General features: G+C 55.9%; 24 protein-coding genes. 16 read left to right on the top strand and 8 right to left on the bottom strand.

Features of this window, described 5'->3' with window-relative positions:
- Nucleotides 1-14 precede the first annotated feature (14 nt).
- Nucleotides 15-1,655, top strand: coding sequence for a phosphoglucomutase (alpha-D-glucose-1,6-bisphosphate-dependent) (pgm, locus tag JM656_RS15055; protein ID WP_203358481.1), 1,641 nt, complete (start codon nucleotides 15-17; stop codon nucleotides 1,653-1,655).
- Between the two features lie 60 nt (nucleotides 1,656-1,715).
- On the opposite strand, the gene kdpE is transcribed toward pgm, so the two are convergent.
- The 6 genes from kdpE to kdpF are packed head-to-tail and all read right to left on the bottom strand — an operon-like array spanning nucleotide 1,716 to nucleotide 9,501.
- On the bottom strand, nucleotides 1,716-2,393 hold the full coding sequence (kdpE, locus tag JM656_RS15050; protein WP_203358480.1) for a two-component system response regulator KdpE: 678 nt from the start codon (nucleotides 2,391-2,393) through the stop codon (nucleotides 1,716-1,718).
- On the bottom strand, nucleotides 2,390-5,074 hold the full coding sequence (gene kdpD / locus JM656_RS15045; protein ID WP_203358479.1) for a two-component system sensor histidine kinase KdpD: 2,685 nt from the start codon (nucleotides 5,072-5,074) through the stop codon (nucleotides 2,390-2,392). The genes kdpE and kdpD overlap by 4 nt, the downstream gene beginning before the upstream one ends.
- Nucleotides 5,075-5,079: 5 nt before the next feature.
- The gene (gene kdpC / locus JM656_RS15040; protein ID WP_203358478.1) at nucleotides 5,080-5,655 is read right to left on the bottom strand and encodes a potassium-transporting ATPase subunit KdpC; all 576 of its coding nucleotides are present in this window, start codon (nucleotides 5,653-5,655) and stop codon (nucleotides 5,080-5,082) included.
- A gap of 8 nt (nucleotides 5,656-5,663) precedes the next feature.
- Nucleotides 5,664-7,712 carry a potassium-transporting ATPase subunit KdpB gene (gene kdpB, locus JM656_RS15035; RefSeq protein WP_203358477.1) on the bottom strand — a complete coding sequence of 683 codons (2,049 nt, stop codon included), beginning with the start codon at nucleotides 7,710-7,712 and terminating at the stop codon, nucleotides 5,664-5,666.
- A 20-nt stretch (nucleotides 7,713-7,732) separates the two neighbouring features.
- The gene (gene kdpA / locus JM656_RS15030) at nucleotides 7,733-9,412 is read right to left on the bottom strand and encodes a potassium-transporting ATPase subunit KdpA (RefSeq protein ID WP_203358476.1); all 1,680 of its coding nucleotides are present in this window, start codon (nucleotides 9,410-9,412) and stop codon (nucleotides 7,733-7,735) included.
- Entirely contained in the window at nucleotides 9,412-9,501 is a 90-nt protein-coding gene (gene kdpF, locus JM656_RS15025; protein WP_162382540.1) for a K(+)-transporting ATPase subunit F, read from the bottom strand. The genes kdpA and kdpF overlap by 1 nt, the downstream gene beginning before the upstream one ends.
- A gap of 310 nt (nucleotides 9,502-9,811) precedes the next feature.
- Here kdpF and JM656_RS15020 point away from each other — a divergent pair, with 310 nt between their 5' ends.
- The 12 genes from JM656_RS15020 to JM656_RS14965 all read left to right on the top strand — a co-directional run bounded on the left by JM656_RS15020 (nucleotide 9,812) and on the right by JM656_RS14965 (nucleotide 20,178).
- Entirely contained in the window at nucleotides 9,812-10,018 is a 207-nt protein-coding gene (locus tag JM656_RS15020; RefSeq protein WP_162382539.1) for a YbfA family protein, read from the top strand.
- A gap of 288 nt (nucleotides 10,019-10,306) precedes the next feature.
- The gene (locus JM656_RS15015; protein WP_203358475.1) at nucleotides 10,307-11,263 is read left to right on the top strand and encodes a DUF523 and DUF1722 domain-containing protein; all 957 of its coding nucleotides are present in this window, start codon (nucleotides 10,307-10,309) and stop codon (nucleotides 11,261-11,263) included.
- Nucleotides 11,264-11,287: 24 nt separating this feature from the next.
- Entirely contained in the window at nucleotides 11,288-12,712 is a 1,425-nt protein-coding gene (gene phrB / locus JM656_RS15010) for a deoxyribodipyrimidine photo-lyase (protein ID WP_203358474.1), read from the top strand.
- A 242-nt stretch (nucleotides 12,713-12,954) separates the two neighbouring features.
- Entirely contained in the window at nucleotides 12,955-13,698 is a 744-nt protein-coding gene (gene ybgI, locus JM656_RS15005) for a radiation resistance protein YbgI (RefSeq protein ID WP_203361295.1), read from the top strand.
- Between the two features lie 21 nt (nucleotides 13,699-13,719).
- A complete protein-coding gene (gene pxpB, locus JM656_RS15000) occupies nucleotides 13,720-14,376 on the top strand; it encodes a 5-oxoprolinase subunit PxpB (protein ID WP_203358473.1) in 657 nt (218 codons plus the stop codon).
- A complete protein-coding gene (pxpC, locus tag JM656_RS14995; RefSeq protein ID WP_203358472.1) occupies nucleotides 14,370-15,302 on the top strand; it encodes a 5-oxoprolinase subunit PxpC in 933 nt (310 codons plus the stop codon). Before pxpB ends, pxpC begins: the two co-directional genes overlap by 7 nt.
- Complete coding sequence (pxpA, locus tag JM656_RS14990; RefSeq protein ID WP_203361294.1) at nucleotides 15,292-16,026, top strand: 5-oxoprolinase subunit PxpA; 735 nt, start codon at nucleotides 15,292-15,294, stop codon at nucleotides 16,024-16,026. Before pxpC ends, pxpA begins: the two co-directional genes overlap by 11 nt.
- A gap of 52 nt (nucleotides 16,027-16,078) precedes the next feature.
- A complete protein-coding gene (locus JM656_RS14985) occupies nucleotides 16,079-16,807 on the top strand; it encodes a DUF969 domain-containing protein (protein ID WP_203358471.1) in 729 nt (242 codons plus the stop codon).
- On the top strand, nucleotides 16,804-17,799 hold the full coding sequence (locus JM656_RS14980; RefSeq protein ID WP_203358470.1) for a DUF979 domain-containing protein: 996 nt from the start codon (nucleotides 16,804-16,806) through the stop codon (nucleotides 17,797-17,799). The genes JM656_RS14985 and JM656_RS14980 overlap by 4 nt, the downstream gene beginning before the upstream one ends.
- A 14-nt stretch (nucleotides 17,800-17,813) precedes the next feature.
- A complete protein-coding gene (gene pcp / locus JM656_RS14975) occupies nucleotides 17,814-18,458 on the top strand; it encodes a pyroglutamyl-peptidase I (protein WP_203358469.1) in 645 nt (214 codons plus the stop codon).
- A 14-nt stretch (nucleotides 18,459-18,472) separates the two neighbouring features.
- The gene (nei, locus tag JM656_RS14970) at nucleotides 18,473-19,264 is read left to right on the top strand and encodes an endonuclease VIII (protein WP_203358468.1); all 792 of its coding nucleotides are present in this window, start codon (nucleotides 18,473-18,475) and stop codon (nucleotides 19,262-19,264) included.
- A 53-nt stretch (nucleotides 19,265-19,317) separates the two neighbouring features.
- Nucleotides 19,318-20,178 (top strand): hypothetical protein, encoded by an 861-nt coding sequence (locus tag JM656_RS14965; RefSeq protein ID WP_203358467.1) that lies wholly within the window; start codon nucleotides 19,318-19,320, stop codon nucleotides 20,176-20,178.
- A 9-nt stretch (nucleotides 20,179-20,187) separates the two neighbouring features.
- Here JM656_RS14965 and JM656_RS14960 read toward each other — a convergent pair whose 3' ends face one another.
- Together JM656_RS14960 and JM656_RS14955 are read right to left on the bottom strand one after the other, a co-directional pair.
- Nucleotides 20,188-21,237 carry an AbrB family transcriptional regulator gene (locus JM656_RS14960; protein WP_203358466.1) on the bottom strand — a complete coding sequence of 350 codons (1,050 nt, stop codon included), beginning with the start codon at nucleotides 21,235-21,237 and terminating at the stop codon, nucleotides 20,188-20,190.
- A 152-nt stretch (nucleotides 21,238-21,389) separates the two neighbouring features.
- A complete protein-coding gene (locus tag JM656_RS14955; RefSeq protein WP_203358465.1) occupies nucleotides 21,390-22,673 on the bottom strand; it encodes a citrate synthase in 1,284 nt (427 codons plus the stop codon).
- Nucleotides 22,674-23,367: 694 nt separating this feature from the next.
- Between JM656_RS14955 and sdhC the strand changes: the two genes are divergently transcribed.
- Genes sdhC through sdhA form a run of 3 tightly spaced genes read left to right on the top strand, consistent with a single transcriptional unit; the run spans nucleotide 23,368 to nucleotide 25,879 of the window.
- Complete coding sequence (gene sdhC / locus JM656_RS14950; protein WP_043001371.1) at nucleotides 23,368-23,772, top strand: succinate dehydrogenase cytochrome b556 subunit; 405 nt, start codon at nucleotides 23,368-23,370, stop codon at nucleotides 23,770-23,772.
- On the top strand, nucleotides 23,766-24,113 hold the full coding sequence (sdhD, locus tag JM656_RS14945) for a succinate dehydrogenase membrane anchor subunit (RefSeq protein ID WP_192611584.1): 348 nt from the start codon (nucleotides 23,766-23,768) through the stop codon (nucleotides 24,111-24,113). Before sdhC ends, sdhD begins: the two co-directional genes overlap by 7 nt.
- Entirely contained in the window at nucleotides 24,113-25,879 is a 1,767-nt protein-coding gene (sdhA, locus tag JM656_RS14940) for a succinate dehydrogenase flavoprotein subunit (protein ID WP_203358464.1), read from the top strand. The genes sdhD and sdhA overlap by 1 nt, the downstream gene beginning before the upstream one ends.
- Nucleotides 25,880-25,885 lie beyond the last annotated feature (6 nt).

Genomic DNA, 25,885 nt, shown 5'->3' with positions numbered 1-25,885 from the left:
AAAAGGACCAGGCAATGGCAATCCACAAGCGTGCAGGTCAGCCTGCGCAACAGAGTGATTTAATTAATGTCGCCCAACTGACGGCGCAATACTATGTATTAAAACCGGAAGCAGGGAATGCGGAGCACGCGGTGAAGTTCGGGACTTCCGGGCATCGCGGCAGCGCCGGTCGTCATAGTTTTAATGAACTGCACATTCTGGCCATTGCCCAGGCGATTGCGGAAGAGCGTGCGAAAAACGGCATCACTGGCCCTTGCTATGTGGGTAAAGACACTCACGCGCTGTCTGAGCCAGCCTTTATTTCCGTTCTGGAAGTGCTGGCGGCGAACGGTGTTGATGTCATTGTTCAGGAAAACAACGGCTTTACGCCGACGCCTGCGGTTTCGAATGCAATCCTGGTCCATAACAAAAAAGGCGGTCCGCTGGCTGACGGCATCGTGATTACGCCGTCCCACAACCCGCCGGAAGATGGCGGCATTAAATACAATCCGCCCAATGGCGGCCCGGCGGATACCAACGTCACTAAAGTGGTGGAAGACAGGGCTAACGCGCTGCTCGCGGATGGCCTGAAAGGCGTGAAGCGCATTTCACTGGATGCGGCAATGGCCTCCGGCCATGTAAAAGAGCAGGATCTGGTGCAGCCGTTCGTTGAAGGGCTGGCGGATATCGTCGATATGGCGGCGATTCAAAAAGCGGGCCTGACGCTGGGCGTCGATCCGCTGGGCGGCTCCGGTATCGAATACTGGAAGCGTATTGCCGAGCATTACAAACTCAACCTGACCATTGTGAACGATCAGGTTGATCAGACTTTCCGCTTTATGCACCTGGATAAAGACGGCGCGATCCGTATGGACTGCTCCTCCGAGTGCGCGATGGCGGGTCTGCTGGCGCTGCGTGATAAGTTCGATCTGGCGTTTGCCAACGATCCAGATTATGACCGTCACGGCATCGTCACGCCAGCAGGGCTGATGAACCCGAACCATTACCTGGCGGTTGCCATCAACTACCTGTTCCAGCATCGTCCGCAGTGGGGCAAAGATGTCGCAGTTGGTAAAACGCTGGTGTCTTCTGCGATGATTGACCGTGTGGTGAATGATTTGGGCCGTAAACTGGTGGAAGTGCCGGTCGGTTTCAAATGGTTTGTTGACGGTCTGTTTGACGGCAGCTTCGGTTTTGGTGGCGAAGAGAGCGCGGGTGCCTCTTTCCTGCGCTTTGACGGTACGCCGTGGTCCACTGACAAAGACGGCATCATCATGTGTCTGCTGGCGGCGGAAATCACCGCGGTCACGGGTAAAAACCCGCAGGAACACTACAACGAACTGGCGGCTCGCTTTGGCGCGCCGAGCTATAACCGTTTGCAGGCAGCTGCAACGTCCGCTCAGAAAGCGGCCTTGTCCAAACTGTCCCCGGAAATGGTCAGCGCCAGCATGCTTGCGGGCGATCCGATCACTGCACGTCTGACGGCGGCACCTGGCAACGGCGCATCCATTGGCGGTCTGAAAGTGATGACCGACAACGGCTGGTTTGCCGCGCGTCCGTCCGGTACGGAAGACGCTTACAAGATCTACTGTGAAAGTTTCCTCGGTGAAGAACATCGCAAACAGATCGAGAAAGAAGCCGTTGAAATTGTTAGTGAAGTGCTGAAAAACGCCTAAACACACAATTGCCTAAATGAAGAAAGGAGCCAATAAGGCTCCTTTTTTTTCATCCCATTTTCATGGCATAAACCGATAACCGATTCCTGTCTCGGTAATTAAGTGACGAGGACGGGTTGGGTCCTGCTCCAGCTTCTGACGTAAATGCCCCATATAAATACGCAGATAGTGGCTATGTTCGACGGCATTCGGCCCCCAAACCTGATTCAACAACTGGCGTTGGGTTAACACTTTACCCGCGTTATTCAACATCACCGCCAGCAGGCGAAATTCAATCGGCGTCAGGTGGATCTCTTCTTCACCGCGATGCACAAGTCTTGAGGTCAGATCCACCTTCACGTCGGAAAAACAGACGACCGGATCGGGAGAAGGGCTGGCGGAATGGCGACGTAAAGCGACACGTAAACGCGCCTGCAGTTCGCCAATACCAAAAGGTTTACTCAGATAATCATCGGCACCGGCATCCAGCGCGGCGATTTTGTCGCTCTCTTCACTGCGGGCAGAGAGCACGATGACGGGGATTACGCTCCACTGGCGCAGATCGCGAATAAAATCAATGCCGTCGCCATCCGGTAAACCAAGATCGAGAATGATAAGGTCGGGTTTTCGCGTTGCGGCTTCCAGTAAACCACGCTGCAGTGTATCGGCTTCATAGACACGCAGTCCGTCACCTTCCAGCGCGGTACGCAGAAAACGACGAATAGCCTGCTCATCTTCAACAATCAGAACGTTTGTCACATATCCTCATGAAAATCTTCAAGTTCAGGGGGCGATTCTTGTGGCAGTGTAACACGGAAACAGGCGCCGCCCTGCGGTCGATTCTGCGCCGCGATGGTACCGCCGTGCACCTCGACAATCGCCTGGCAAATCGCCAGACCCAGCCCAACGCCCGGTACCGCAGACTCTTTATTTCCGCGGGCGAACTTATCAAAGATGCTGTGCTCTTGCCCTTCTGGGATGCCTGCACCGTTGTCCCACACATCCAGAGTCAGGAGATCCCCTTCAATATGGGCATCAATGCCGATCGTGGCCTGTACACCAGCGTATTTAACCGCATTTTCCAGCAAATTGATCAGCACACGCTCAAATAGCGGACCGTCTACGTGAATGAGCGTTAGCGGCTCCGGCAGCGAAAGATTGATCGGATGCGCTAATCCCGGCTCCAGCATTTGCAGGGCGCTGCCAACCACTTCTTCCAGCGTCAGCCACTCCTTCTTAAGATTAAACCCACCAGACTGAATGCGCGCCATATCCAGCAGATTATTGACCAGCCGCGTGGTGTTGAGCACATGCTGGCGGATCTCGTTGGCCTGGCGGGCATGGGATGATCCTTCACTCGCCAGATCGAGAGTCAGGATTTCTGCCTGACCAAACAGCACGGTCAGCGGCGTGCGTAAATCATGAGAAAGTGCGGCGAGCAGGGCATTACGCAGGCTTTCGCGTTCGCTGGCGAGCCGGGCCAGTTCTTCACTGGTCGTGAGCATCAGACGTTCAAGGGCGCTGGCGACCAGCAGGCTAAATGTTTCCAACAGACGTTGCTGCTCGGGGATCATCAACTGGCGAAGATTGTCCGGCTCGACAACCACCAGACCGTGCGTTTTGTCCGCACTTTTTAAGGGCAGGATCTGATACGGCACGCCGGGCAACGTGTCAGTCCCCGCACCGGCAGGCTGGCCCTTATCAAAGCTCCACTGGGCGATGGCGTCATCCCAGGGCGTGATGCCTTGCTGCTGCGTCAGGGGTCTCAGTTTGCCGTTTTCATCGGGCAGTAAAACCTGGCTGCGCGCCTGAAATGTGGAGGCGATAAACTGCTCGCTGGTGGTCGCGATATCCAGCCTGCTGCGTCCGACCGCCAGCGCTTTCGACATTTCGTAAAGATGGCGGGTACGTTGTTCCCGGTAGCGTGCGACGCGCGCCTGATAACGAACCCCAGCCGTCAGATTCCCAATCACCAAACCGACCGTTAGCATCACGGCAAAGGTCAACAGATACTGTACGTCAGAGACGGCGAGGGTACCGCGGGGAGCAATAAAGAAGAGGTCGAAACTGACAACGTTAATCACGGTCGCCACTACCGACGGCCAGCGACCATAAAAAAGGGCGATCACGACCACACCCAGCAGATACAGCATCACCAGGTTCGCGGCGTCGAAGGCCACCAGCCACTGCATGGCGATAAGGGTCGTGAAGGCACAAAGTGCGGCGGCGACGATGCAGCCCTGAATTTGTACCCGCCATTTGTCTTTAAAGGTGCGGGTATCGGGGGCGTGCGCCAGAGGGCGGGCGGGGGGCTCATCCAGCGCAACGATGACCTGATCGAGATCCGGCGCGCGTTTTGCCAGCCGCTCGGCAAACGAATCGCTGCGCCACCAGCGGCGTGTGGTGGGGCGCCCCATGACAATTTTGCCAAGATTATGTTCTCTGGCATAGCGCACGACGGCTTTCTCTTCAGAAGGGTCGGAAAGCGTGGCGGTTTCAGCGCCCAGCTCCTGGGCCAGTCGCAGCGCGCTGAGGATCGCACGTCGTTGTTTTTCCGGTAACCGGTGCAGCGCGGGCGTTTCCACATACACCGCGTGCCAGATGCTGCCAAGTCGCGAAGCCAGGCGGGCTGCTGCGCGTACCAGTTTTTCGCTGCCGGTATTATGCCCGATGCACAGCAGTATGGCATCGCGGGTATGCCAGACCTTTTCTTCACCCTGACGGTCGCGCCATGCTCGCATCTGGTCGTCTACCCGGTCGGCGGTACGGCGCAGCGCCAGTTCACGCAGGGCGATCAGATTCCCTTTGCGAAAGAAATGCTCAATAGCCCGTTCTGCCTGACCGGCGATATAGACTTTACCTTCGTTGAGGCGCTGGCGAAGATCGTCAGGAGGGAGGTCGACCAACACCACTTCGTCGGCAGCATCAAAGAACGGGTCGGGGACGGTTTCACGAACGTGAATCCCCGTCACGCCGCTGACGACGTCGTTCAGACTTTCCAGATGCTGAACGTTCACGGTGGTAAAAACATCGATCCCCGCCTCCAGCAGTTCTTCGATATCCTGCCAGCGACGGGGGTGACGTGAGCCAGGCGCGTTACTGTGCGCCAGTTCATCCATCAGTATCAGCGCCGGACGGCGGGCGAGGGCGGCATCGAGATCAAAGTCGTTGATATGCCGTCCACGATGCGCATGGCGTTTGAGCGGGAGGATGGCGAGTCCCTCCAGCAGCGCGGCGGTCTCTTTGCGCCCGTGGGTTTCCACGACGCCGATCAAGATATCCAGCCCTTGCGCCCGTAACCGCTGTGCTTCTGCCAGCATCGCCCATGTTTTTCCGACGCCCGCACAGGCACCGAAGAATATTTTCAGTTTTCCCCGGTGGGGGGCGCTGGTCTGCTCCAGCAGGCGATCCGGGTCAGGACGCAAGGGTTCGTCGTTCATGTCGCTTAGTGCCCCTGTGACGCATCCAGCGCCAGGTTGAGTTCAACAAGGTTTACCACCGGCTGCCCAATAAAGCTGACCAGCGGTTTTTGCGTATATTGTGCAACCAGCTGCGCCACCTCTTCAACGGGACGCTGGCGCGCTTTCGCGACGCGCGGGATCTGCCATGCCACCGCGGCGGGTGTCAGATTGTTGTCCAGACCACTGGCGGAGGCGGTCACCAGTTCCACCGGCACCGTTGGGCTGGCCTGTGGGTTAGCGGCGCGCAACGCGGCAATACGGCTCTGCAGTTGTTTATCCAGCTCAGGATTGCTGACAGCCAGATTACTACCACCCGAAGCCATTGGATTATAGGGTATTTCAGCCGTGGCGGACGGACGCCCCTGAAAATAACCGTCGCGGGTAAATGCCTGGCCTATCAGCGCAGAACCGCGCACGCCGTTGCTATCGCGAATGAGCGAACCGTTGGCCTGGTCAGGGAACCACCACTGGCTCAGGGTGGTCGTCAGCAACGGATAAACGCCGCCGGTGATAACAGTCAGAAACAGTAACGTGGATAATGCAGGACGAAACCCAGTCATCAGAAACCTCACACCAGACCCAGCAGGGTCAGCAGTAAATCAATCACCTTGATGTCGATAAACGGCACAACCAGACCGCCCAGACCATAAATCCACAAGTTGCGGCGCAGCATGGCTGACGCGGATAATGGTTTGTAGCTCACGCCTTTCAGCGCCAGCGGGATCAGAAACACAATGATCAGCGCGTTAAAAATGACCGCACTGAGGATCGCGGAATCCGGCGAATGCAGGTGCATCACGTTCAGGGCATTCAACTGCGGATAGGTCGTTGCAAAGGCCGCCGGAATAATCGCGAAATATTTCGCCACGTCATTGGCGATACTGAACGTGGTCAGTGAACCGCGCGTCATCAGCATCTGTTTACCAATGTGAACCACTTCAATCAGCTTGGTGGGGTTAGAATCCAGATCCACCATATTGCCCGCTTCTTTCGCCGCCTGGGTACCCGAGTTCATCGCCACCGCGACGTCGGCCTGAGCCAGCGCGGGGGCATCATTGGTGCCATCTCCGGTCATCGCCACCAGACGACCTTCCGCCTGGTACTGGCGGATCAGCGCCAGCTTCGCTTCCGGCGTGGCTTCCGCGAGAAAGTCATCAACACCGGCTTCCGCCGCAATCGCCGCCGCCGTCAGACGGTTGTCGCCAGTGATCATCACCGTTTTGATGCCCATTTTACGCAACTGAGCGAAGCGTTCTTTTATTCCCCCTTTGACGATATCTTTCAGCGCAATCACGCCGAGCACGCGGGAGCCTTCGACGACCACCAGCGGCGTGGCGCCAAGGCGGGCGACGTTATCCACTTTTTGTTCGACGTCGGCAGGAAAATGACCGCCGTTGGCTTCAACGTGGCGACGAATAGCATCCACCGAACCTTTACGAATCATCCGGTTATCAATATTGATTCCGCTCATGCGGCTTTGGGCGGTAAACGGCACAAAGGTGGCATGCAATGACTGAACGTCGCGGACGCGCAAATTAAAGCGTTGTTTGGCGAGAATGACGATACTGCGACCTTCCGGCGTCTCATCCGCCAGAGAAGAAAGCTGTGCGGCGTCGGCCAGCGTTTTTTCGTCTACCCCCTGGGCAGGCAGAAAATCGGAAGCCTGACGGTTACCGAGGGTAATGGTGCCGGTTTTATCCAGCAGCAAGACATCCACGTCACCGGCGGCTTCCACCGCACGACCGCTGGTGGCGATCACGTTTGCCCCCAGCATTCGGCTCATACCCGCTACCCCGATTGCCGAAAGTAGCCCACCGATGGTAGTGGGGATCAGGCACACCAGCAGGGCGACCAGTACCGTCACGCTGACCGCGTTTCCCCCCCAGACGGTAAAGGGCCACAGGGTCGCCGTCGCCAGTAAAAAGACGATGGTGAGCGCAATCAGCAGGATGGTGAGCGCAATTTCGTTGGGTGTTTTGCGCCGTTGTGCGCCTTCCACCATCGCGATCATCCGGTCAAGGAATGTCTCGCCGGGGTTGACACTACATTCAATAACCAGCCAGTCGGAAAGAATGCGCGTCCCGCCGGTCACGGAGGCGAAATCGCCGCCAGACTCACGGATAACCGGCGCGGACTCCCCTGTGATGGCGCTTTCGTCCACCGACGCACCGCCTTCGATAACCTCGCCGTCGCAGGGAATAATATCGCCAGCTTCTACCAGTACAATGTCGCCTTTACGCAGTTCATCCGCCGGGACGTGGTCCATTTTTGCGCCATATTTCGGCTCACGCAGTTTGCGGGCAAACGCCGTTTTTTTAACGCCTTTCAGGCTGTTGGCCTGGGCTTTGCTGCGTCCTTCTGCCAGCGCCTCGGCGAAATTGGCGAACAGCACCGTCACCCACAGCCACAGGCTGATGGCGCCCGTAAACAGTGGATTGCCCGCCATATGTCCGGTTGCGATGGCCACCGTTATCAGGGTGGTCAACAGACTGCCAATCCAGGCGATGAACATCACCGGGTTGCGCCATTGTGCGTGAGGATTTAACTTTTTCACGGCATCGAGAAGCGCCTGAGCGACCAGGGAGGGTTCGAACAGCGCCAGTTGTTTGCGACTCATAACAATGTGCTCCACATCGCTCAACGTAAAGAGAGGTGTTCTGCCACCGGACCAAGCGCCAGGGCAGGAATAAAGGTCAACGCACCGACCAGCAGCACCGTACCGACCAGCAGCCCGACAAATAACGCGCCGTGCGTGGGTAATGTGCCGGGACTGGCGGGCTGGATTTTTTTACTCACCAGCGACCCAGCAATCGCCATCACCGGAATAATCACGCCGAATCGACCAACAAACATGCAGAAAGCCAGCAGACAGTTCCAGAAAGGGGAGTTGGCGCTGAGGCCCGCGAAGGCGCTACCGTTATTGTTTGCGGCGGACGAGACGGCATACAGCACTTCGCTGAAACCGTGTGGACCCGGGTTTAACATGCCGCTGCGTCCGGCGTCCGTCATCATGGCGAGTGCGGTACCGAGCAGAACCAGCGCGGGCGTGACCAGAATCGCCAGCGCGGTCATTTTCATTTCGCGTACGTCGATTTTTTTACCCAAATACTCTGGCGTACGGCCAATCATCAGCCCGGCGATAAACACCGCCAGCAGAACAAACAGCAGCATGCCGTAGAGACCAGAGCCAACGCCGCCGAAGACCACTTCGCCAATCTGCATCAGCCACATCGGCACCATCCCGCCCAATGCGGTGAAGGAGTCGTGCATGGCAACGACCGCGCCGCAGGATGCCGCTGTCGTCACCACGGCATACAGGCTGCTGACCAGGATCCCGAAGCGGCTCTCTTTGCCTTCCATGTTGATGCTGCTGTCAGCGCCCAGCGACAACAGATGGGGATTGCCCTGGACTTCCGCCCACATCACCACCGCCACGCAGACCACAAAAATCAGCGACATTGCCCACAGCAGGGTGCGTCCCTGTCGGCGATCGCCCACGGCATCGCCAAACGCAAAGCACAGCGCGGTCGGGATCAAAAAGATCGCCAGCATCTGTACCATGTTGGTCAGCGCCGTAGGGTTCTCAAACGGGTGTGATGAGTTGGCATTGAAGAACCCGCCTCCGTTAGTGCCGAGCACTTTGATCGCCTCCTGCGAGGCCACCGGGCCCATCGGCAGGATCTGTTTTGCCCCTTCGAGGGTGACAAAAGGCTGATAAGGGGAGAGGGTTTGCAGTGTGCCTTGCTGAACAAAAAACAGCGCAATGAGCAGCGAAACAGGCAGCAGTATCCACAATGTAATGCGGACCAGATCCATCCAGGCATTGCCCAGCGTGCTGATGTTCTGGCGCATAAAGGCGCGGATCAGCGCGAAGATCACCGCAATACCGGTCGCGGCGGAGAGGAAGTTCTGTACCGTAAGCCCGACCATCTGACTGAAGTAGCTCAGGGTGGTCTCGCCGCTATAAGACTGCCAGTTGGTATTGGTGACAAAACTGACCGCCGTATTCAGCGCCAGATGCCAGGAGAGGCCCGGCAGTTGCTGTGGGTTGAACGGCAGCAGGTTTTGCCCGAGCAGCATCAAAAACAATACCGCCAGCCCCAGTAAATTCAACATAAGGAGAGCCAGCAAATAGTGCTGCCAGTTCATCTCTTCAGTCGAGATTCCCAGACACCGCCAGAGCAGGCGTTCGACGCCGCCCACACCCGGTAGCGGCGTATTGTTGATAAGCCTGGCCAGTCCAGACCCTAAAGGTCTGGCGACCACAAACAGCACCAGTAAAAAGCTGGCAATGAGTAAAAATCCTGAAGCGGCCATCAGAATGCCTCCGCATTAATCAAGGCATACACCAGATAAACCAATAACAAGAAAACCAGCCCGATGCCGATTATCACGCCTGTACTCACAGAGCACCTCCCGTGGCATTTGTTTTGATATCCAGAGGGTAGGATTTTGGTTGCAAAGATTTCGCAAAAATCCGGGGGGCGGGTATAAAAAAAGTATAAAAATGAAAAAGACCATTATTTAACTAATGGTTAGTTTTAATTTAACTTTCTTGTAACTTAATTACGGCGGTGAGTGTAAATAAGGCCTAAATAGCTAAAAATAAGTGGTCGGATGAGTAGTAAAATTACACGAAAAGCGATACTCTTTTCATCAGTTAACCAAGTTCATTTTTCCGGTGCGTTTCACCGGCCAGATAAAGGGGAGAAAAGTATGGAACTCTATAAAGAATATCCTGCACACATTGTCTTGTTACGCCGTACTTTTGCCGTTGTGGCTGGTGTACTGGCGCTGCCGGTGATGTTGTTCTGGAAAGACCGCGCCCGTTTTTATAGCTATCTGCATCGCGTCTGGTCGAAAACCAGCGATAAGCCGGTGTGGATGGATCAGGCTGAAAAAGCCACCTGCGATTTCTATTAATTGATCGTCGCCTGAAAAGGCGACATGCTGGTTTTGCGAAGGGTTCCGTTCACTTCATGTTCTTCGCTTCTCTGGTATCTCATTTCCCGTGAACGGGTTAAGGGGGCTATCGAGCCTTCCTTGCACGTTCACAGGTAGTGTGGCTTCAGAGAAGCGGTGGACATAAGGTGAACATCACCCTTCGCCAGAGTAAAAGGTTCTCCCTCATTCCTTAATTGACCAACATTCCCCCCGCAATGTAGCGTCCCTTATGTCTACACTTATCTCAGGCACGAAAAAGGAGCTGTGATGAGTGAGAAAATCCCTGTCGGCATCAGCGCCTGTTTATTAGGCGATACGGTTCGCTTTGATGGCGGGCATAAACGACTGGCGTTTGCCGTTGAAACGTTATCCCCCTGGGTTCATTTTGAAGCGGTTTGCCCGGAAATGGCGATCGGTCTGCCTGTACCCAGACCCGCATTGCGTCTGGTGAAAGATGAAGGCGGCGCCTTCGCGTTACGCTTTAGCGATAAGCGGGAAGGGAACCTGACCGATGCCATGACCACGTTCAGCCATGCGCGAGTTACCGGATTTGAACATTTGTGCGGATATATCGTTTGCGCCAAATCGCCCAGTTGCGGGATGGAGCGTGTACGTGTTTACGATGCTGACGGCAAAAACAACCGTAAAGCCGGGCGCGGGATCTACACCTCGATTTTAATGGAAACCTTTCCGTGGCTACCGGTGGAAGAGGACGGGCGGCTGCACGATCCGCAACTTCGTGAAAACTTTGTCGAACGTATCTATGCGCTGCATGAACTGAATGAAATTCGTCAACAGGGACTGACCCGCGCGGCGCTGTTGGGCTATCACAGCCGCTACAAACTGCTGCTGCTGGCGCATTCACAGCCGGAGTATCGGGACCTGGGGCGTTTTGTGGCGGCCATCCATGAGTGGCCGGATCTGGATCTTTATTTTGCAGAGTATCGCCTGCGGTTAATGACGCTGCTCTCACACCCCGCCACCCGGCGTAATCACACCAATGTTCTGATGCATGTTCAGGGATATTTCCGTAACCAATTGAATGCCCGTCAACGTCAGGAGCTGACCGCGCTGATCGAGGGATATCGCCGCGCGACGCAACCGCTGCTTGCGCCTATCACGTTACTCAAACACTATATGGCGGAGTATCCGGATGCCTACCTTTGTGGGCAACGTTACTTTGATCCCTGGCCTGAGGCCCTGCGTTTGCGCTACGGAAGCTAAACGTATTACTGATTCAGGAGTGTTATGACCACCCATCTGGTCTGGTTTCGTCGTGATTTACGTCTGCATGATAATCTGGCTTTAGCCGCCGCCTGCCGGGATCGTTCGGCGCAGGTGCTGGCACTGTTCATCTCCACCCCGACCCAGTGGGCGGCGCACGACATGTCCCCACGTCAGGCTGCATTGGTGAATGCCCAGCTCAATGCGTTGCAAATTGCGCTGGCGGAGAAAGGCATCCCACTGCTGTTTCGTGAAGTGGATGATTTCGCGGCCAGCGTCGGCGTGGTGGCTGAGGTATGCCAGCAGCATGACGTCAGCCATCTGTTTTACAACTATCAATATGAAGTGAACGAACGCCAGCGTGATGCTGCGGTAGAGCGTGCGCTAAGCCGGGTTGTTTGTGAAGGATTTGACGACAGCGTGATATTGCCGCCCGGCGCGGTGATGACCGGCAATCACGACATGTACAAAGTGTTTACCCCCTTTAAAAACGCCTGGCTAAAGCGACTCAAAGAGGAGATGCCAGCGTGTGTTGCGGCACCTGAGCGCCGTGACGGTGGGGCAATGTCGTGCGACATAGCGCCGTTGGCATTGACGATGCCGCAGCAGGATTTCGACCCGACTTTTTTCCCTGCCGGGGAAAAGGCGGCGATTACGCAGTTGCGTCAGTTTTGCCAGCAGACGGCGGAACGCTATGAGCAGTTACGGGACTTTCCGGCCCTTGAAGGTACCAGTCGGTTATCTGCGAGCCTGGCGACCGGTGGACTCTCGCCGCGTCAGTGTCTGCATCGCTTACTGGCGGAGCAGCCACAGGCTGTTGATGGCGGCGCGGGAAGCGTCTGGCTGAATGAGCTTATCTGGCGTGAGTTTTACCGGCATTTGATCACCTTTTATCCGCGGCTGTGCCAACACCGTCCGTTCATTCCCTGGACCGATCGCGTGCAGTGGAAGCGTAACGCCGCCCATTTTCAGGCGTGGCAGGAAGGGAAAACGGGCTACCCCATCGTGGATGCCGCGATGCGCCAGCTCAATGCGACAGGATGGATGCACAATCGCTTACGGATGATTACCGCCAGCTTTTTAGTGAAAGACCTGTTGATCGACTGGCGGGAAGGGGAGCGCTATTTCATGTCGCAGCTTATCGATGGCGATCTTGCCGCCAACAACGGTGGCTGGCAGTGGGCCGCTTCGACCGGCACCGATGCCGCGCCGTACTTTCGCATTTTTAACCCGACGACGCAGGGCGAAAAGTTTGACCGTGACGGCGACTTTATTCGCCGGTGGCTGCCGGAATTGCGCAACGTACCCGGAAAAGCCATCCACGCCCCCTGGACGTGGGCGCAGAAAGACGGTGTTACGCTGGATTACCCGCACCCGATAGTGGATCACAAACAGGCGCGATTAGAAACGCTGGCGGCGTATGACGCGGCGCGAAAAGGCGGCGCATAGAAGAGGACGATGCCCGACAGGCGTTACGCGTCGGGCAAAATGAGGTCAGGATTCGACCGCCACCGGATCAATAAACCGTTCAGCAAACCCCATCACTACCAGGCCAGCACACCGCCGCACAGCATGAAAATCTCGTCTTAACATGGCGCTGTTGTTTATCAATATGTCAAAGAAATGGCTATCGACGAACTGACGGGAGAACGCTATTTTAACGTAATGAATACATTAAGAAGGGAACAATGATGAAAAACACTGAACTGGAACATCTGATCAACGAAAAGCTAAACAGTGCGGCCATCAGTGATTACGCGCCGAATGGATTGCAGGTTGAAGGAAAAACGACGGTACAAAAAATTGTGACCGGTGTAACGGCAAGCCAGGCGTTGCTTGACGAAGCCGTCCGCCTGCAGGCAGATGCGGTTATCGTTCATCATGGTTACTTCTGGAAAGGAGAATCGCCGGTTATTCGTGGAATGAAGCGTAAGCGTCTGAAAACCCTGCTGACCCATGATATTAACCTCTACGGCTGGCACCTGCCGCTGGATGCCCATCCTGAACTGGGCAACAACGCACAACTCGCGGCGTTGCTCGGGATCACCGTGATGGGTGAGATTGAGCCGTTAGTCCCGTGGGGCGAACTGGCGATGCCGGTTCCGGGGCTGGAGTTGGCATCATGGATTGAAGCGCGCCTGGGACGTAAACCGTTATGGTGTGGGGATACCGGGCCGGATACGGTTCAGCGTGTGGCGTGGTGTACCGGAGGCGGTCAAAGCTTTATCGACAGCGCCGCCCGTTTTGGTGTCGATGCATTTATTACGGGCGAAGTGTCTGAACAGACGATTCATTCCGCGCGTGAACAGGGACTGCATTTTTATGCCGCCGGGCATCACGCGACCGAGCGTGGCGGTATTCGTGCGTTAAGCGAATGGCTGACTGAAAACACCAGCCTGGACGTTACCTTTATTGATATTCCCAATCCGGCATAAACAACACTAAGAGGGACGAAAGTGCAACGAGCGCGTTGTTATCTGTTGGGTGAAACGGCGGTGGTTCTCGAACTTGAGCCGCCGGTCACTCTGGCCACGCAAAAACGTATCTGGCGGCTGACACAGCGTCTGGCCGAGATGCCGAATGTGGCGGAAGCCATACCGGGAATGAACAATATCACGGTTATTTTGCATGAGCCGCAAACCCTGGCGCTGGATGCCATAGAGCGCCTGCAGCGCTGGTGGGAAGAGAGTGTGGCGCTGGAGCCTGACTCACGTTTTATTGAAATTCCGGTCACTTACGGCGGTACTGGGGGACCGGATCTGGCCGAGGTGGCCCGACACAGCGGCCTGAGTGAGAAACAGGTGGTTGAACTGCACTCTTCCGTCGAGTACGTGGTCTGGTTTTTAGGTTTTCAGCCTGGGTTTCCCTATCTTGGGAATTTACCGGAACAATTACATACCCCGCGACGCGCGGAACCACGCCTGCTTGTTCCGGCAGGTTCTGTTGGCATCGGCGGCGCGCAAACGGGGATTTACCCCTTGTCGACACCGGGCGGCTGGCAGTTGATCGGTCATACCTCGTTAAAACTGTTCGACCCTATGCGGGATGAACCGATTCTGCTGCGTCCCGGAGACAGTGTGCGATTTGTGCCGCAGAAGGAGGGCGTATGCTGAATATTATTCGTGCGGGTCTGTACACCTCCGTACAAGATGGCGGACGGCAGGGTTTTCGTCAGTCCGGGATTAGCCATTGTGGCGCGCTGGATAAACCGGCGTTGCACATCGCCAATCTGCTGGTGGGCAATGATGCCAATGCCGCGGCGCTGGAAGTGACGCTGGGGCAACTGGTGGTGGAGTTTATGGCGGACGGCTGGTTTGCGCTGACCGGCGCAAGCTGCGAGGCGCGACTGGACGACAAACCCGTCTGGACAGGCTGGCGGTTGCCGATGAAGGCAGGGCAGCGGCTGACGCTAAAACGACCCCAACACGGGATGCGCAGTTATTTGGCTATCGCGGGCGGGATTGATGTCCCACCGGTGATGGGCTCATGCAGTACCGATCTGAAAGTGGGGATCGGCGGCCTGGAGGGGCGTCTGTTAAAAGACGGAGACCGCCTGGCAACCGGGAAACCCGCACGGCAATTCAGCGGTCCGCAGGGGGTTAAGCAACTGCTGTGGGGGAACTGGATCCGCGCGCTACCTGGCCCGGAATATCATGAATTTGATACGGCCTCGCAGGAGGCATTCTGGCGCTCGCCCTGGCAACTCAGCCCGCAAAGTAACCGGATGGGCTATCGTTTGCAGGGGCAGCCGTTAACACGCACCACGGATCGTGAACTGATGTCCCACGGTTTACTGCCAGGCGTCGTGCAGGTGCCGCACAATGGTCAGCCGATAGTGCTGATGAATGATGCCCAGACAACGGGCGGCTATCCGCGGATCGCCTGCATTATCGAAGCCGATATGTACCACCTGGCGCAAATTCCCCTCGGACAGCCGATTCATTTTGTTCAGTGTTCGCTGGAGGAGGCGCTAAAAGCGCGCCGGGATCAGCAACGTTACCTGGAACAGCTCACATGGCGGCTCAGTGATGAAAATTGACCTCAATGCAGACTTAGGCGAAGGCTGCGCCAGCGACAGCGAACTGCTCACGCTGGTCTCCTCAGCCAATATTGCCTGCGGATTTCACGCGGGCGATGCGCAAACCATGCTGGTCAGCGTGCGCGAAGCACTAAAAAATGGCGTAGCGATTGGCGCGCACCCCAGTTTTCCGGATCGGGAAAACTTTGGTCGCACCGCCATGACGCTACCGCCGGAAACGGTGTATGCGCAAACGCTGTATCAAATTGGCGCGCTGGCGGCAATCGCAAAGGCGGAAGGCGGCGTGATGCGCCACGTTAAACCCCACGGCATGTTGTATAACCAGGCGGCCAAAGACGCGCAGCTGGCAGATGCTATCGCCAGGGCGGTGCATGCCTGCGATCCGGCGTTGATTCTGGTGGGGCTGGCCGGCAGTGAGCTGATCCGCGCAGGCGCACACTATGGCCTGACGACGCGCCAGGAAGTGTTTGCCGATCGGGGGTATCTGGCGGATGGCAGTCTGGTGCCACGCACCCAGCCAGGGGCGCTTATCGATGACGAAGAACAGTCTCTGGCGCAAACCCTGGAGATGGTGCAGTCCGGGCGAGTCAAAAGCATTACCGGCGAGTGGGCGAAAGTGGTGGCGCAAACGGTGTGTCTACACGGGGATGGCGAGCACGCACTCGCTTTTGCCCGCCGCTTGCGCGCCGCGTTCAACGCATACAATATTCAGATTGGCGCATAAGTCATTAATATAAAAATAAAATAACACGCAACATAACTGACAGGAATGGACTATGGAAGATGCAGTCGCACTCTGGCCACTGATGGGGATCGCCGTCATTGTGGTTGGCTTTCTCTTACGCTTTAACCCGGTATTGGTGGTCATCGTTGCCGGGATCGTCACCGGACTGGCGGCGCATATGCCGATCGCCACGATCCTTGAAAAACTGGGGGAAGGTTTCCTCAACACCCGTAATCTGCCGTTTACCCTGCTGATCCCGCTGGCCGTTATTGGTCTGCTGGAGCGCCACGGGTTGAAAGAGCGCGCCCAGGCGTGGATCGCCAAAATCCACAGCGCCACGGCGGGACGCCTGCTGATTGTTTATCTGTTAGTTCGTGAAGCCACCGCTGCGCTGGGGCTGACAAGCCTCGGCGGCCATCCGCAAATGGTGCGCCCGCTGCTGGCGCCGATGGCGGAAGGGGCGGCAGAAAAAAATCACGGCGCGCTTCCCGGCGCGGTGCGTTACCGCCTGCGGGCGATGTCGGCGGCGACCGACAACGTTGGGCTGTTCTTTGGCGAGGACATTTTCGTGGCCTTTGGCGCCATTATTTTCATGCACAATTTTATGCTGGAGTCGGGAGGGATCCAGACTGAGCCGTTGCACATTGCCCTGTGGGGGATCCCGACGGCGATATGCGCCTTCCTGATCCACGCAACAAGGCTATGGCGTCTGGACAACTATCTGCAGCGAGAAATGGCGAAAGTGAATACCGTCGCGACCAGCAAAGGAGAAGCGAAATGAATTTTCAGCAAAGCTATCTCTACTGGCTGGCCGGTGTGGTGTTGCTGCTGGTTGCCGTGATGTCCTGGCGGGATAAAGCCAATCCGCGCCGTTTAACGACCGGATTGTTCTGGGGCGTTTATGGCCTGCTGTTTTTAGTGGGTGACTGGACATATTCGCTGGTTGGCGACAAACGTATGGTGCACATTGCGGTCGGCGTGGCGGTGGTGCTGATGGCGCTGATTGCCGGTTTTGGCGGCGTGAAGCTGGGCAGCTATCACCAGCGTACCCGCGAGCAGCGTCAGGAGAGCGCCACCCGGCTGGGCAACCGTCTGTTTTATCCGGCACTGGCGATCCCGGTGGTGACGGTGATCGGCGTGCTGATGTTCAACCACATCCCCGGTTTACAGAACGCGCTGTTTGGCCCCGGCAATCACTCCACGCTGGTCACGCTGTTTTCGATGACGGCAGGGACGGTGATCGGACTGGGGATGGCGATAAAAATGACCCGCGAGAGTGTCCATCAGCCGATTCAGGAGGCGCGCCGTCTTCTGGATTCTATTGGTTGGGCCTTCATCCTGCCGCAAATTCTCGCCACGCTGGGATTACTGTTTACGGCGGCGGGCGTTGGCAGCGGGATTTCGTATCTCACCCAGCACTACCTTGCCGTTGACAGCCGCTTTGTGGCCGTCGCGGTTTACACCCTCGGTATGGCGCTGCTGACCATGGTGATGGGCAATGCATTTGCCGCCTTCCCGATTGTGACGGCGGGAATTGGCATTCCGATTCTGGTGTTGCAGCACGGTGGCAATCCGGCGGTGATGGCGGCCATCGGCATGTTCTCCGGCTACTGCGGAACGCTGATGACCCCGATGGCCGCCAACTTCAACATCGTACCGGCAGCACTGCTGGAACTGCCGGATAAAAACGCGGTCATTAAAGCGCAGGTGCCGACCGGCGCGCTGCTGCTGTTGGTCAACGTGTTCCTGATGTATTTCCTGATGTTCCTGTAAGGAGGGGGCAATCCATGAAAACTGTCTTAATCACCGGATTTGAGCCCTTTGGCGGCGAACAGGTTAACCCTTCCTGGGAAGTGGTCTCCCGGCTCGACAATGCTATTATCGCAGGATGTCGCGTGGTGGCGCGTCAACTGCCGTGCGTGTTTGGTGAATCGCTCACGGTACTGAACGCTGCCATTGATGCGTTGTCGCCTTCGCTGGTGCTGGCTGTCGGTCAGGCGGGAGGCCGTGCGGATATTACGGTTGAGCGGGTGGCCATCAACATTGATGATGCCCGTATCCCGGATAACCGTGGCAAGCAGCCGGTTGATGAGCCGATAGTGGCGCAGGGGCCAGCGGCCTGGTTTAGTACGCTGCCCATCAAAGCGATGGTGGCGGCAATGCGCGAAGCGGGTGTTCCGGCCTCGGTGTCGCAAACGGCGGGGACGTTTGTCTGTAACCACGTGATGTACGGTCTGCTGCATAAACTCAACGCCAGGCCGGAGGTGAAGGGGGGATTCATTCATATCCCTTATTTGCCAGAACAGGCGGCCGCGCACCCCGGCGCGCCAAGCATGGCGGCGGCAACGGTGCGACAGGCGCTGGAGATCGCTATTACCACGGCGTTACAGGTAGAAAATGATATCGCCGTTACGGGCGGCGCAACCCATTAAGTAAGGACAGAACCATGCCAGAAGGCCCGGAGATCCGCCGCGCGGCGGATAACCTGGAGGCGGCGATCAAAGGCAAACCGCTGACGGACGTCTGGTTTGCTTTTGATCGGTTAAAACCGTATCAATCACCGCTGATTGGGCAAACCGTCACCCGTATGGAAACGCGCGGAAAAGCGTTGCTGACCCACTTCTCCAAAGGACTCACCCTTTACAGCCACAATCAGCTTTATGGCGTGTGGCGGGTGGTCGATACCGGTGAAACGCCGCAAACCACACGCGTTTTGCGCGTCAGGTTGCAAACCGCCGATAAAACCATCCTGCTGTATAGTGCGTCCGATATTGACATACTGACCCCTGAACAGCTGAGCACGCATCCGTTTCTACAACGGGTCGGGCCGGATGTTCTGGATCCACGTTTAACGCCCGAGGCCGTTGAAGCCCGACTGCTTTCTCCGCGTTTTCGCAATCGCCAGTTTTCCGGGCTTTTGCTGGATCAGGCGTTTCTCGCCGGACTGGGAAACTATCTGCGGGTGGAGATCCTCTGGCAGGTGGGATTGACCGGGCAGCACAAGGCGAAAGATCTCAGCGATTCGCAGCGCGTGGCGTTATCTCACGCGTTGCTCGATATTCCTCGTCTGTCTTATACCACCCGGGGTCAGGCGGATGACAATAAACATCATGGTGCGCTGTTTCGCTTTAAGGTCTTTCATCGCGACGGCGAAGCCTGCGAGCGCTGCGGCGGTATTATCGAAAAAACGATGCTTTCGTCACGACCGTTTTACTGGTGCCCGCATTGTCAACGGTAGTACGACACGTTACCCTTGCACACCGCGGGTCTGGAATTTGAGCAGGAGAGAAAATGGATTTTCGGCGTTTTTATGGTGTTGCATTACTTTTCATCTCGACAGGTGTTACCACTGTTTATGCCAGCGACAGCCCGTTACCCATCAACTCACCGGTTGAGGAACTGACGCAAAGGCTTGATGGCTCGCAGTGGCGCTATGCGTCGGTCAGTCGGGAATCGCTGATGGGGGATAAAAACCACCCTGACGCCTTTTACCAACAGACATTCACCGACAAGCCAATCGCCTTCAAAGGTCATGAGATGATGTTCGGTACGGCGTGTCGTTTGTCCTGGAACTCCTACGTTCAGACGCCCATTAAGTATTATCACAGCAATAGCACCGTCGAACTCTACACTTCCCTGTTTGCCAGTGTCGGTCTGAAACTTCCTGAAAAACTCACCATTCTGGAGACAACATCGCCGGTGGGAGAGTGCCCGGTTGCGGGCGTTGAGTTACTCGATTTTGGCAGCAAACTGGCCTTTTTATATGAAGATAAAATCGTCACTTACACTCGCGATGAGAATAAACAGGCCGCAAAACCGGATATCCGCAAGTGTGAATTGGGGCCACGGGATATGGAATATGTGTATGAAAATGGGGCAATGACGCGCTGTTTCTACCCTAATATGTCGATGAACGACGCCTACGAGGCGCACCGGAAAGCGCGGTCAGATAGCGGAAATCTGCTGCCGACATTGACCCCAGGCAAAAACCTCACCATTGAAAAACTGGGCGATACCGAACGTGTGGAATATCAATGGCAAGGGGATAACGTTTTGCATATTACGCAGAGTTTCCCGGGAGGGACGACGGAGTTTTTACTGGAGTCGGCCACGGCAGGAACCACCGTCACGGAAACCGAATTTCCGGATTAATACGTCTCGTCATGACAGCGGCTGTTTCGGCGCATGGGCAGAAATAAACCGGGCCACGGCGGGACCGGTTAGCAAAATGCTAAACAGCCTCAGGGTCTGCATCGCCATGATTAGCGCCATGTTGGCATTGCTGCCTGCGGCGATCACCGCCACCGTGTCCAGCCCTCCGGGGCTGGTGGCAAGGTAAGCGGTCATAAAATCAATCTGCATGTAGTGGGCGAGTCCCCATGCCATTGCTGCGCAAATTGCCAACAGGGCAAAGATAGAGGCCAGAATTTGCGGCAGCGGGCGCAGTGCCATAAAGAACACCTGTTTGTCGAAACCCAGCCCAATACGCCAGCCGATCGCCATGTAAGCCGCCGCCAGCAGCCATTCCGGTAATTCAATTTCAACAATTCCACCTGAATGCAGCACCGCGCCCGCCAGCATCGGCAGCAGCATGGTGCCGGAAGGAATGCGTAATACGCGCCCGGCAATTCCCGCGACTGCGGCAAGCAGCAGGGTGGTTAACAGGTTCAGGCTGAGCGGCGGGAACCATTCAATCTGTTGGCTGACCGCTTCGGCACTGTCGCCCAGTGCAATACGCGTGACTAAGACCGCTGCGCCAGCAACGAACAGTACCCGCAGATATTGCATAAACGCCACCAGTCGAATATCTGCGCCGTAGTCCTGGGCCATGGCAACCATCGCCGCCGCCCCGCCGGGGGATGAGCCCCACGCGCCGGTGTTGCCTGGTAAGCCGCTATAGCGCACCAACAGCCAGCCGACCGCCGCGCTGGAGAGCAGAGTGACTAACAGGATGGCCAGCACAACCGGCCAGTTCACCGCCAGGGTGGTCAAGATCGAACCGGTCATGTTTTGCGCAATCATACAGCCAAGAATCGCCTGCGCAGCAAGAAAAGCGGAACGGGGAAGGCGGAGAGTGACGCCTTTCATACTGAATACAATGCCTGCGATCATCGGACCGAGCAGAAGTGCCGCCGGGAGATGCAAGAAGAGAAAAATCAGCGAGAGCAGGAGAGAGAGCAGAAACAACGAACTCCACTGCAAAACGGGCATTTCATGCTCCCTGGTATTTTTGTGTGATGTATCGATACAGCATAGAGAAAGCGGGCGGAGAAAAAAATACCAGTAATTAATAAAAACGCGGGGGCAGGGCGGTGAAGACATAAAAAAACGCGCCCGTAGGCGCGTTTTGTTGAGCGCGAAAATTAACGCTTGATCGCGGATTTAAAATCGCGCTGTTCGTAGCCGGTGTACAGCTGACGAGGACGCGCAATTTTCATGCCGTCGGTGTGCATTTCGTTCCAGTGCGCAATCCAGCCCACGGTACGCGCCATCGCGAAGATAACGGTAAACATGGAGGACGGAATGCCCATCGCTTTCAGAATGATGCCGGAGTAGAAGTCTACGTTCGGGTAGAGTTTCTTCTCGATGAAGTACGGGTCGTTCAGTGCAATGTGTTCCAGCTCCATCGCCACTTCCAGCAGGTCATCTTTGGTGCCCAGCTCTTTAAGTACTTCGTGGCAGGTTTCGCGCATCACGGTCGCACGCGGATCGTAGTTTTTGTAAACACGGTGACCGAAGCCCATCAGGCGGAAAGAGTCGTTCTTGTCTTTCGCGCGGCGAACAAATTCCGGTATGTGTTGAACAGAGCTGATTTCTTCCAGCATTTTCAGCGCCGCTTCGTTCGCGCCGCCGTGCGCCGGTCCCCACAGGGAGGCGATACCGGCCGCGATGCAGGCAAATGGGTTAGCGCCAGAAGAACCGGCAGTACGCACGGTAGAGGTTGACGCGTTCTGTTCGTGATCGGCGTGCAGGATCAGGATACGGTCCATCGCACGTTCCAGCACCGGGTTCACTTCATAGTTTTCACACGGCGTAGAGAACATCATGTTCAGGAAATTACCGGCATAGGAGAGGTCGTTGCGCGGATAAACGAACGGCTGGCCGATAGAATATTTGTAACACATTGCCGCCATGGTCGGCATTTTGGACAGCAGACGGAAGGCAGCAATCTCACGGTGGCGCGGGTTATTCACGTCCAGAGAGTCGTGATAAAACGCCGCCAGCGCACCGGTGATCCCACACATAACGGCCATCGGATGAGAATCGCGACGGAAGGCGTGGAACAGGCGAGTAATTTGCTCGTGGATCATCGTATGGCGGGTAACAGTAGTTCTGAACTCGTCGTACTCTTCCTGGCTCGGCTTCTCGCCGTACAGCAGGATATAACACACTTCCAGATAGTTGGACTCGGTCGCCAACTGATCGATCGGGAAGCCGCGATGCAGCAAAATACCTTCATCGCCGTCGATGAACGTAATTTTGGATTCGCAGGATGCGGTAGAGGTAAAACCTGGGTCAAAAGTGAACATACCTTTTGAACCAAGGCTACGAATATCAATAACGTCTTGACCTAGCGTGCCCTTCAGCACATCCAGTTCAATAGCTGCATCACCATTTAGGGTGAGCTTTGCTTTTGTATCAGCCATTTACGGTCTCCTTAGCGCCTTATTGCTTAAGACTGCCGGAACTCACATTTGCCTTCGTACATCAATGAACCGTTACCAGTTTGTTATTTGGCTCGCCGCTCTGGAAAGAGGGGGGAAGACCTGGGTACAGAGCTATGGGCGCTTGCAGGTAAAACGGTTAATTCATGGCGAATAAGCAGCAAATCAAGTACTTAGCAATCCGAATTATTAAACCTGTTTATCACTAATAACTGTCCTGAAGGAATCGGTCAATACCTATACACTGTTACATAACTTAATGTCAGGTGAAAGAGTGACCCCATAACTTTTACGCATTATATGCTTTTTCTGGTGTCGTTTGTAACAACTTTGTTTAATGGTTGTCAAATCAGATGATTAAAAATTAAATAAATGTTGGTATCGTGACCTATGTCACTGTTCGGGATAAAACCCGACAAACTATATGTAGGTTAATTGTAATGATTTTGTGAACGTCCTATACTGCCGCCAGGTCTCCGGAATACCCTGCAATCCCGAGCCACCCAGCGTTGTAACGTGTCGATTTAGCATCTGGAAGCAGTGTTTTACATGACGCACAGTTATAGATAAGGACGCTGTCTGACCCGCACGCAGACCGGAGTAAGGAAATCCCGCCGTCTTCCAGGCTACAGGATCCTCTCTGTACCCGAAGTCCAAAGGGAATAATAAGAACAGCATGTGGGCGTTATTCATGATAAGAAATGTGAAAAAACAAAGACCTGTCAATTTGGATCTGCAAACGATCCGCTTCCCAATCACGGCGATAGCGTCCATTCTCCATCGCGTTTCCGGAGTGATCACCTTTGTGGCGGTCGGGATCCTGTTGTGGTTATTGGGTACCAGCCTCTCTTCCCCTGAAGGATTCCAGCAGGCGTCCGCCATCATGGGAAGCTTCTTCGTTAAATTTATTATGTGGGGCATTCTCACCGCGCTGGCGTATCACGTCGTGGTCGGTGTTCGTCACATGATGATGGATTTTGGCTATCTGGAAGAAACATTCGAAGCGGGTAAACGCTCCGCCAAAATCTCTTTTGTTATCACTGTCGTGCTTTCACTTCTCGCAGGAGTCCTCGTATGGTAAGCAACGCCTCCGCATTGGGACGCAACGGCGTACATGACTTCATTCTGGTCCGTGCTACCGCTATCGTTCTGACGTTATACATCATCTATATGGTCGGCTTTTTCGCCACAAGCGGCGAGCTGACCTGGGAAATCTGGACGGGTTTCTTCTCATCGGCATTCACCAAAGTCTTCACCCTGCTGGCTCTGTTTTCCATCTTAATCCATGCCTGGATCGGCATGTGGCAGGTGTTGACCGACTACGTTAAACCGCTGGCTGTGCGCCTTGTGCTGCAACTGGTTATTGTTGTTGCGCTGGTGGTTTACGTCATTTATGGATTTGTTGTGGTGTGGGGTGTGTAATGAAACTGCCAGTAAGAGAATTTGATGCTGTAGTGATTGGCGCAGGCGGCGCAGGTATGCGTGCGGCGCTGCAAATTTCCCAAAGCGGCCAGACCTGTGCGCTGCTGTCTAAAGTCTTCCCAACCCGTTCCCATACCGTGTCTGCGCAGGGTGGCATTACCGTTGCGCTCGGTAATACCCATGAAGATAACTGGGAATGGCACATGTACGACACCGTAAAAGGGTCGGACTATATTGGCGACCAGGACGCGATTGAATATATGTGTAAGACCGGCCCGGAAGCGATTCTGGAGCTGGACCACATGGGGCTTCCGTTCTCTCGTCTCGATAATGGCACTATTTATCAACGTCCGTTTGGCGGCCAGTCGAAAAACTTCGGCGGCGAGCAGGCGGCACGTACCGCAGCGGCGGCTGACCGTACCGGTCACGCACTGCTGCACACGCTGTATCAGCAGAACCTGAAAAACCACACCACCATTTTCTCTGAGTGGTACGCGCTGGATCTGGTGAAAAACGCCGATGGCGCCGTGGTCGGTTGTACCGCGCTGTGTATCGAAACCGGTGAAGTGGTTTACTTCAAAGCTAACGCCACTGTGCTGGCGACCGGCGGCGCAGGCCGTATCTATCAGTCCACCACTAACGCGCATATCAACACCGGTGACGGCGTCGGTATGGCTATCCGTGCCGGTGTACCGGTGCAGGATATGGAAATGTGGCAGTTCCACCCAACCGGTATCGCCGGTGCGGGCGTTCTGGTGACAGAAGGCTGCCGTGGTGAAGGTGGTTATCTGCTTAACAAACACGGCGAGCGCTTCATGGAGCGTTATGCCCCGAATGCGAAAGACCTGGCGGGTCGTGACGTGGTGGCGCGTTCCATCATGATTGAAATCCGTGAAGGGCGCGGCTGTGACGGCCCGTGGGGCCCGCATGCTAAATTGAAACTCGACCATCTGGGTAAAGACGTTCTCGAATCCCGTCTGCCGGGCATTCTTGAGCTGTCCCGTACCTTCGCACACGTTGACCCGGTGAAAGAGCCGATTCCGGTCATCCCAACCTGCCACTATATGATGGGCGGTATCCCGACCAAAGTGACCGGTCAGGCGCTGACCGTGAACGCGCAGGGCGAAGACGTGGTGATCCCTGGGCTGTTTGCGGTGGGCGAAATCGCCTGCGTATCGGTTCACGGCGCCAACCGTCTGGGCGGCAACTCGCTGCTCGACCTGGTGGTATTTGGCCGTGCGGTTGGCCTGCATCTGCAAGAATCCATCGCGGAGCAGGGTGCCCTGCTGGATGCGACCGAAGAGGAAATCGACGCTTCTCTGGAACGTCTGAACCGCTGGAACGGCAACCGTGACGGCGAAGATCCGGTGGTTATCCGTAAAGCCTTGCAGGAATGTATGCAGCATAACTTCTCGGTATTCCGCGAAGGTGATGCGATGGCGAAAGGGCTTGAGCAGTTGAAAGCGATCCGCGAGCGTCTGAAAAATGCGCGCCTGGATGACACCTCCAGCGAGTTCAATACCCAGCGCGTCGAGTGCCTGGAGCTGGATAACCTGATGGAAACCGCTTACGCAACCGCAGTATCCGCCAACTTCCGTACTGAAAGCCGTGGCGCGCATAGCCGCTTCGACTTCCCGGAACGTGATGATGAAAACTGGCTGTGCCATTCCCTGTATCTGCCAGAGACGGAATCCATGACGCGACGTCAGGTCAATATGGAACCGAAACTGCGCCCGGCATTCCCGCCGAAGATTCGTACTTACTAATGCGGA

It is taken from the genome of Citrobacter sp. R56 (assembly GCF_016811995.1).
GTDB classification, from domain to species: Bacteria; Pseudomonadota; Gammaproteobacteria; order Enterobacterales; family Enterobacteriaceae; genus Citrobacter_D; species Citrobacter_D enshiensis.
The sequence above is the reverse complement of the archived record's forward strand: the minus strand, read 5'-3'. Positions and strand labels throughout refer to the sequence as shown.

Bases quoted from the DNA above. Each gene is read 5' to 3' on its own strand.
- pgm (WP_203358481.1), top strand. From the start codon at position 15: ATGGCAATCCACAAGCGTGCAGGTCAGCCTGCGCAACAGAGTGATTTA.
- pxpA (WP_203361294.1), top strand. From the start codon at position 15,292: ATGAAAATTGACCTCAATGCAGACTTAGGCGAAGGCTGCGCCAGCGAC.
- kdpB (WP_203358477.1), bottom strand. From the start codon at position 7,712: ATGAGTCGCAAACAACTGGCGCTGTTCGAACCCTCCCTGGTCGCTCAG.
- JM656_RS14955 (WP_203358465.1), bottom strand. From the start codon at position 22,673: ATGGCTGATACAAAAGCAAAGCTCACCCTAAATGGTGATGCAGCTATT.
- JM656_RS14965 (WP_203358467.1), top strand. From the start codon at position 19,318: ATGGATTTTCGGCGTTTTTATGGTGTTGCATTACTTTTCATCTCGACA.
- kdpC (WP_203358478.1), bottom strand. From the start codon at position 5,655: ATGACTGGGTTTCGTCCTGCATTATCCACGTTACTGTTTCTGACTGTT.
- sdhD (WP_192611584.1), top strand. From the start codon at position 23,766: ATGGTAAGCAACGCCTCCGCATTGGGACGCAACGGCGTACATGACTTC.
- pxpC (WP_203358472.1), top strand. From the start codon at position 14,370: ATGCTGAATATTATTCGTGCGGGTCTGTACACCTCCGTACAAGATGGC.
- ybgI (WP_203361295.1), top strand. From the start codon at position 12,955: ATGAAAAACACTGAACTGGAACATCTGATCAACGAAAAGCTAAACAGT.
- pcp (WP_203358469.1), top strand. From the start codon at position 17,814: ATGAAAACTGTCTTAATCACCGGATTTGAGCCCTTTGGCGGCGAACAG.
- JM656_RS15015 (WP_203358475.1), top strand. From the start codon at position 10,307: ATGAGTGAGAAAATCCCTGTCGGCATCAGCGCCTGTTTATTAGGCGAT.
- JM656_RS15020 (WP_162382539.1), top strand. From the start codon at position 9,812: ATGGAACTCTATAAAGAATATCCTGCACACATTGTCTTGTTACGCCGT.
- kdpA (WP_203358476.1), bottom strand. From the start codon at position 9,412: ATGGCCGCTTCAGGATTTTTACTCATTGCCAGCTTTTTACTGGTGCTG.
- kdpD (WP_203358479.1), bottom strand. From the start codon at position 5,074: ATGAACGACGAACCCTTGCGTCCTGACCCGGATCGCCTGCTGGAGCAG.
- nei (WP_203358468.1), top strand. From the start codon at position 18,473: ATGCCAGAAGGCCCGGAGATCCGCCGCGCGGCGGATAACCTGGAGGCG.
- sdhC (WP_043001371.1), top strand. From the start codon at position 23,368: ATGTGGGCGTTATTCATGATAAGAAATGTGAAAAAACAAAGACCTGTC.
- sdhA (WP_203358464.1), top strand. From the start codon at position 24,113: ATGAAACTGCCAGTAAGAGAATTTGATGCTGTAGTGATTGGCGCAGGC.
- phrB (WP_203358474.1), top strand. From the start codon at position 11,288: ATGACCACCCATCTGGTCTGGTTTCGTCGTGATTTACGTCTGCATGAT.
- JM656_RS14985 (WP_203358471.1), top strand. From the start codon at position 16,079: ATGGAAGATGCAGTCGCACTCTGGCCACTGATGGGGATCGCCGTCATT.
- JM656_RS14980 (WP_203358470.1), top strand. From the start codon at position 16,804: ATGAATTTTCAGCAAAGCTATCTCTACTGGCTGGCCGGTGTGGTGTTG.
- JM656_RS14960 (WP_203358466.1), bottom strand. From the start codon at position 21,237: ATGCCCGTTTTGCAGTGGAGTTCGTTGTTTCTGCTCTCTCTCCTGCTC.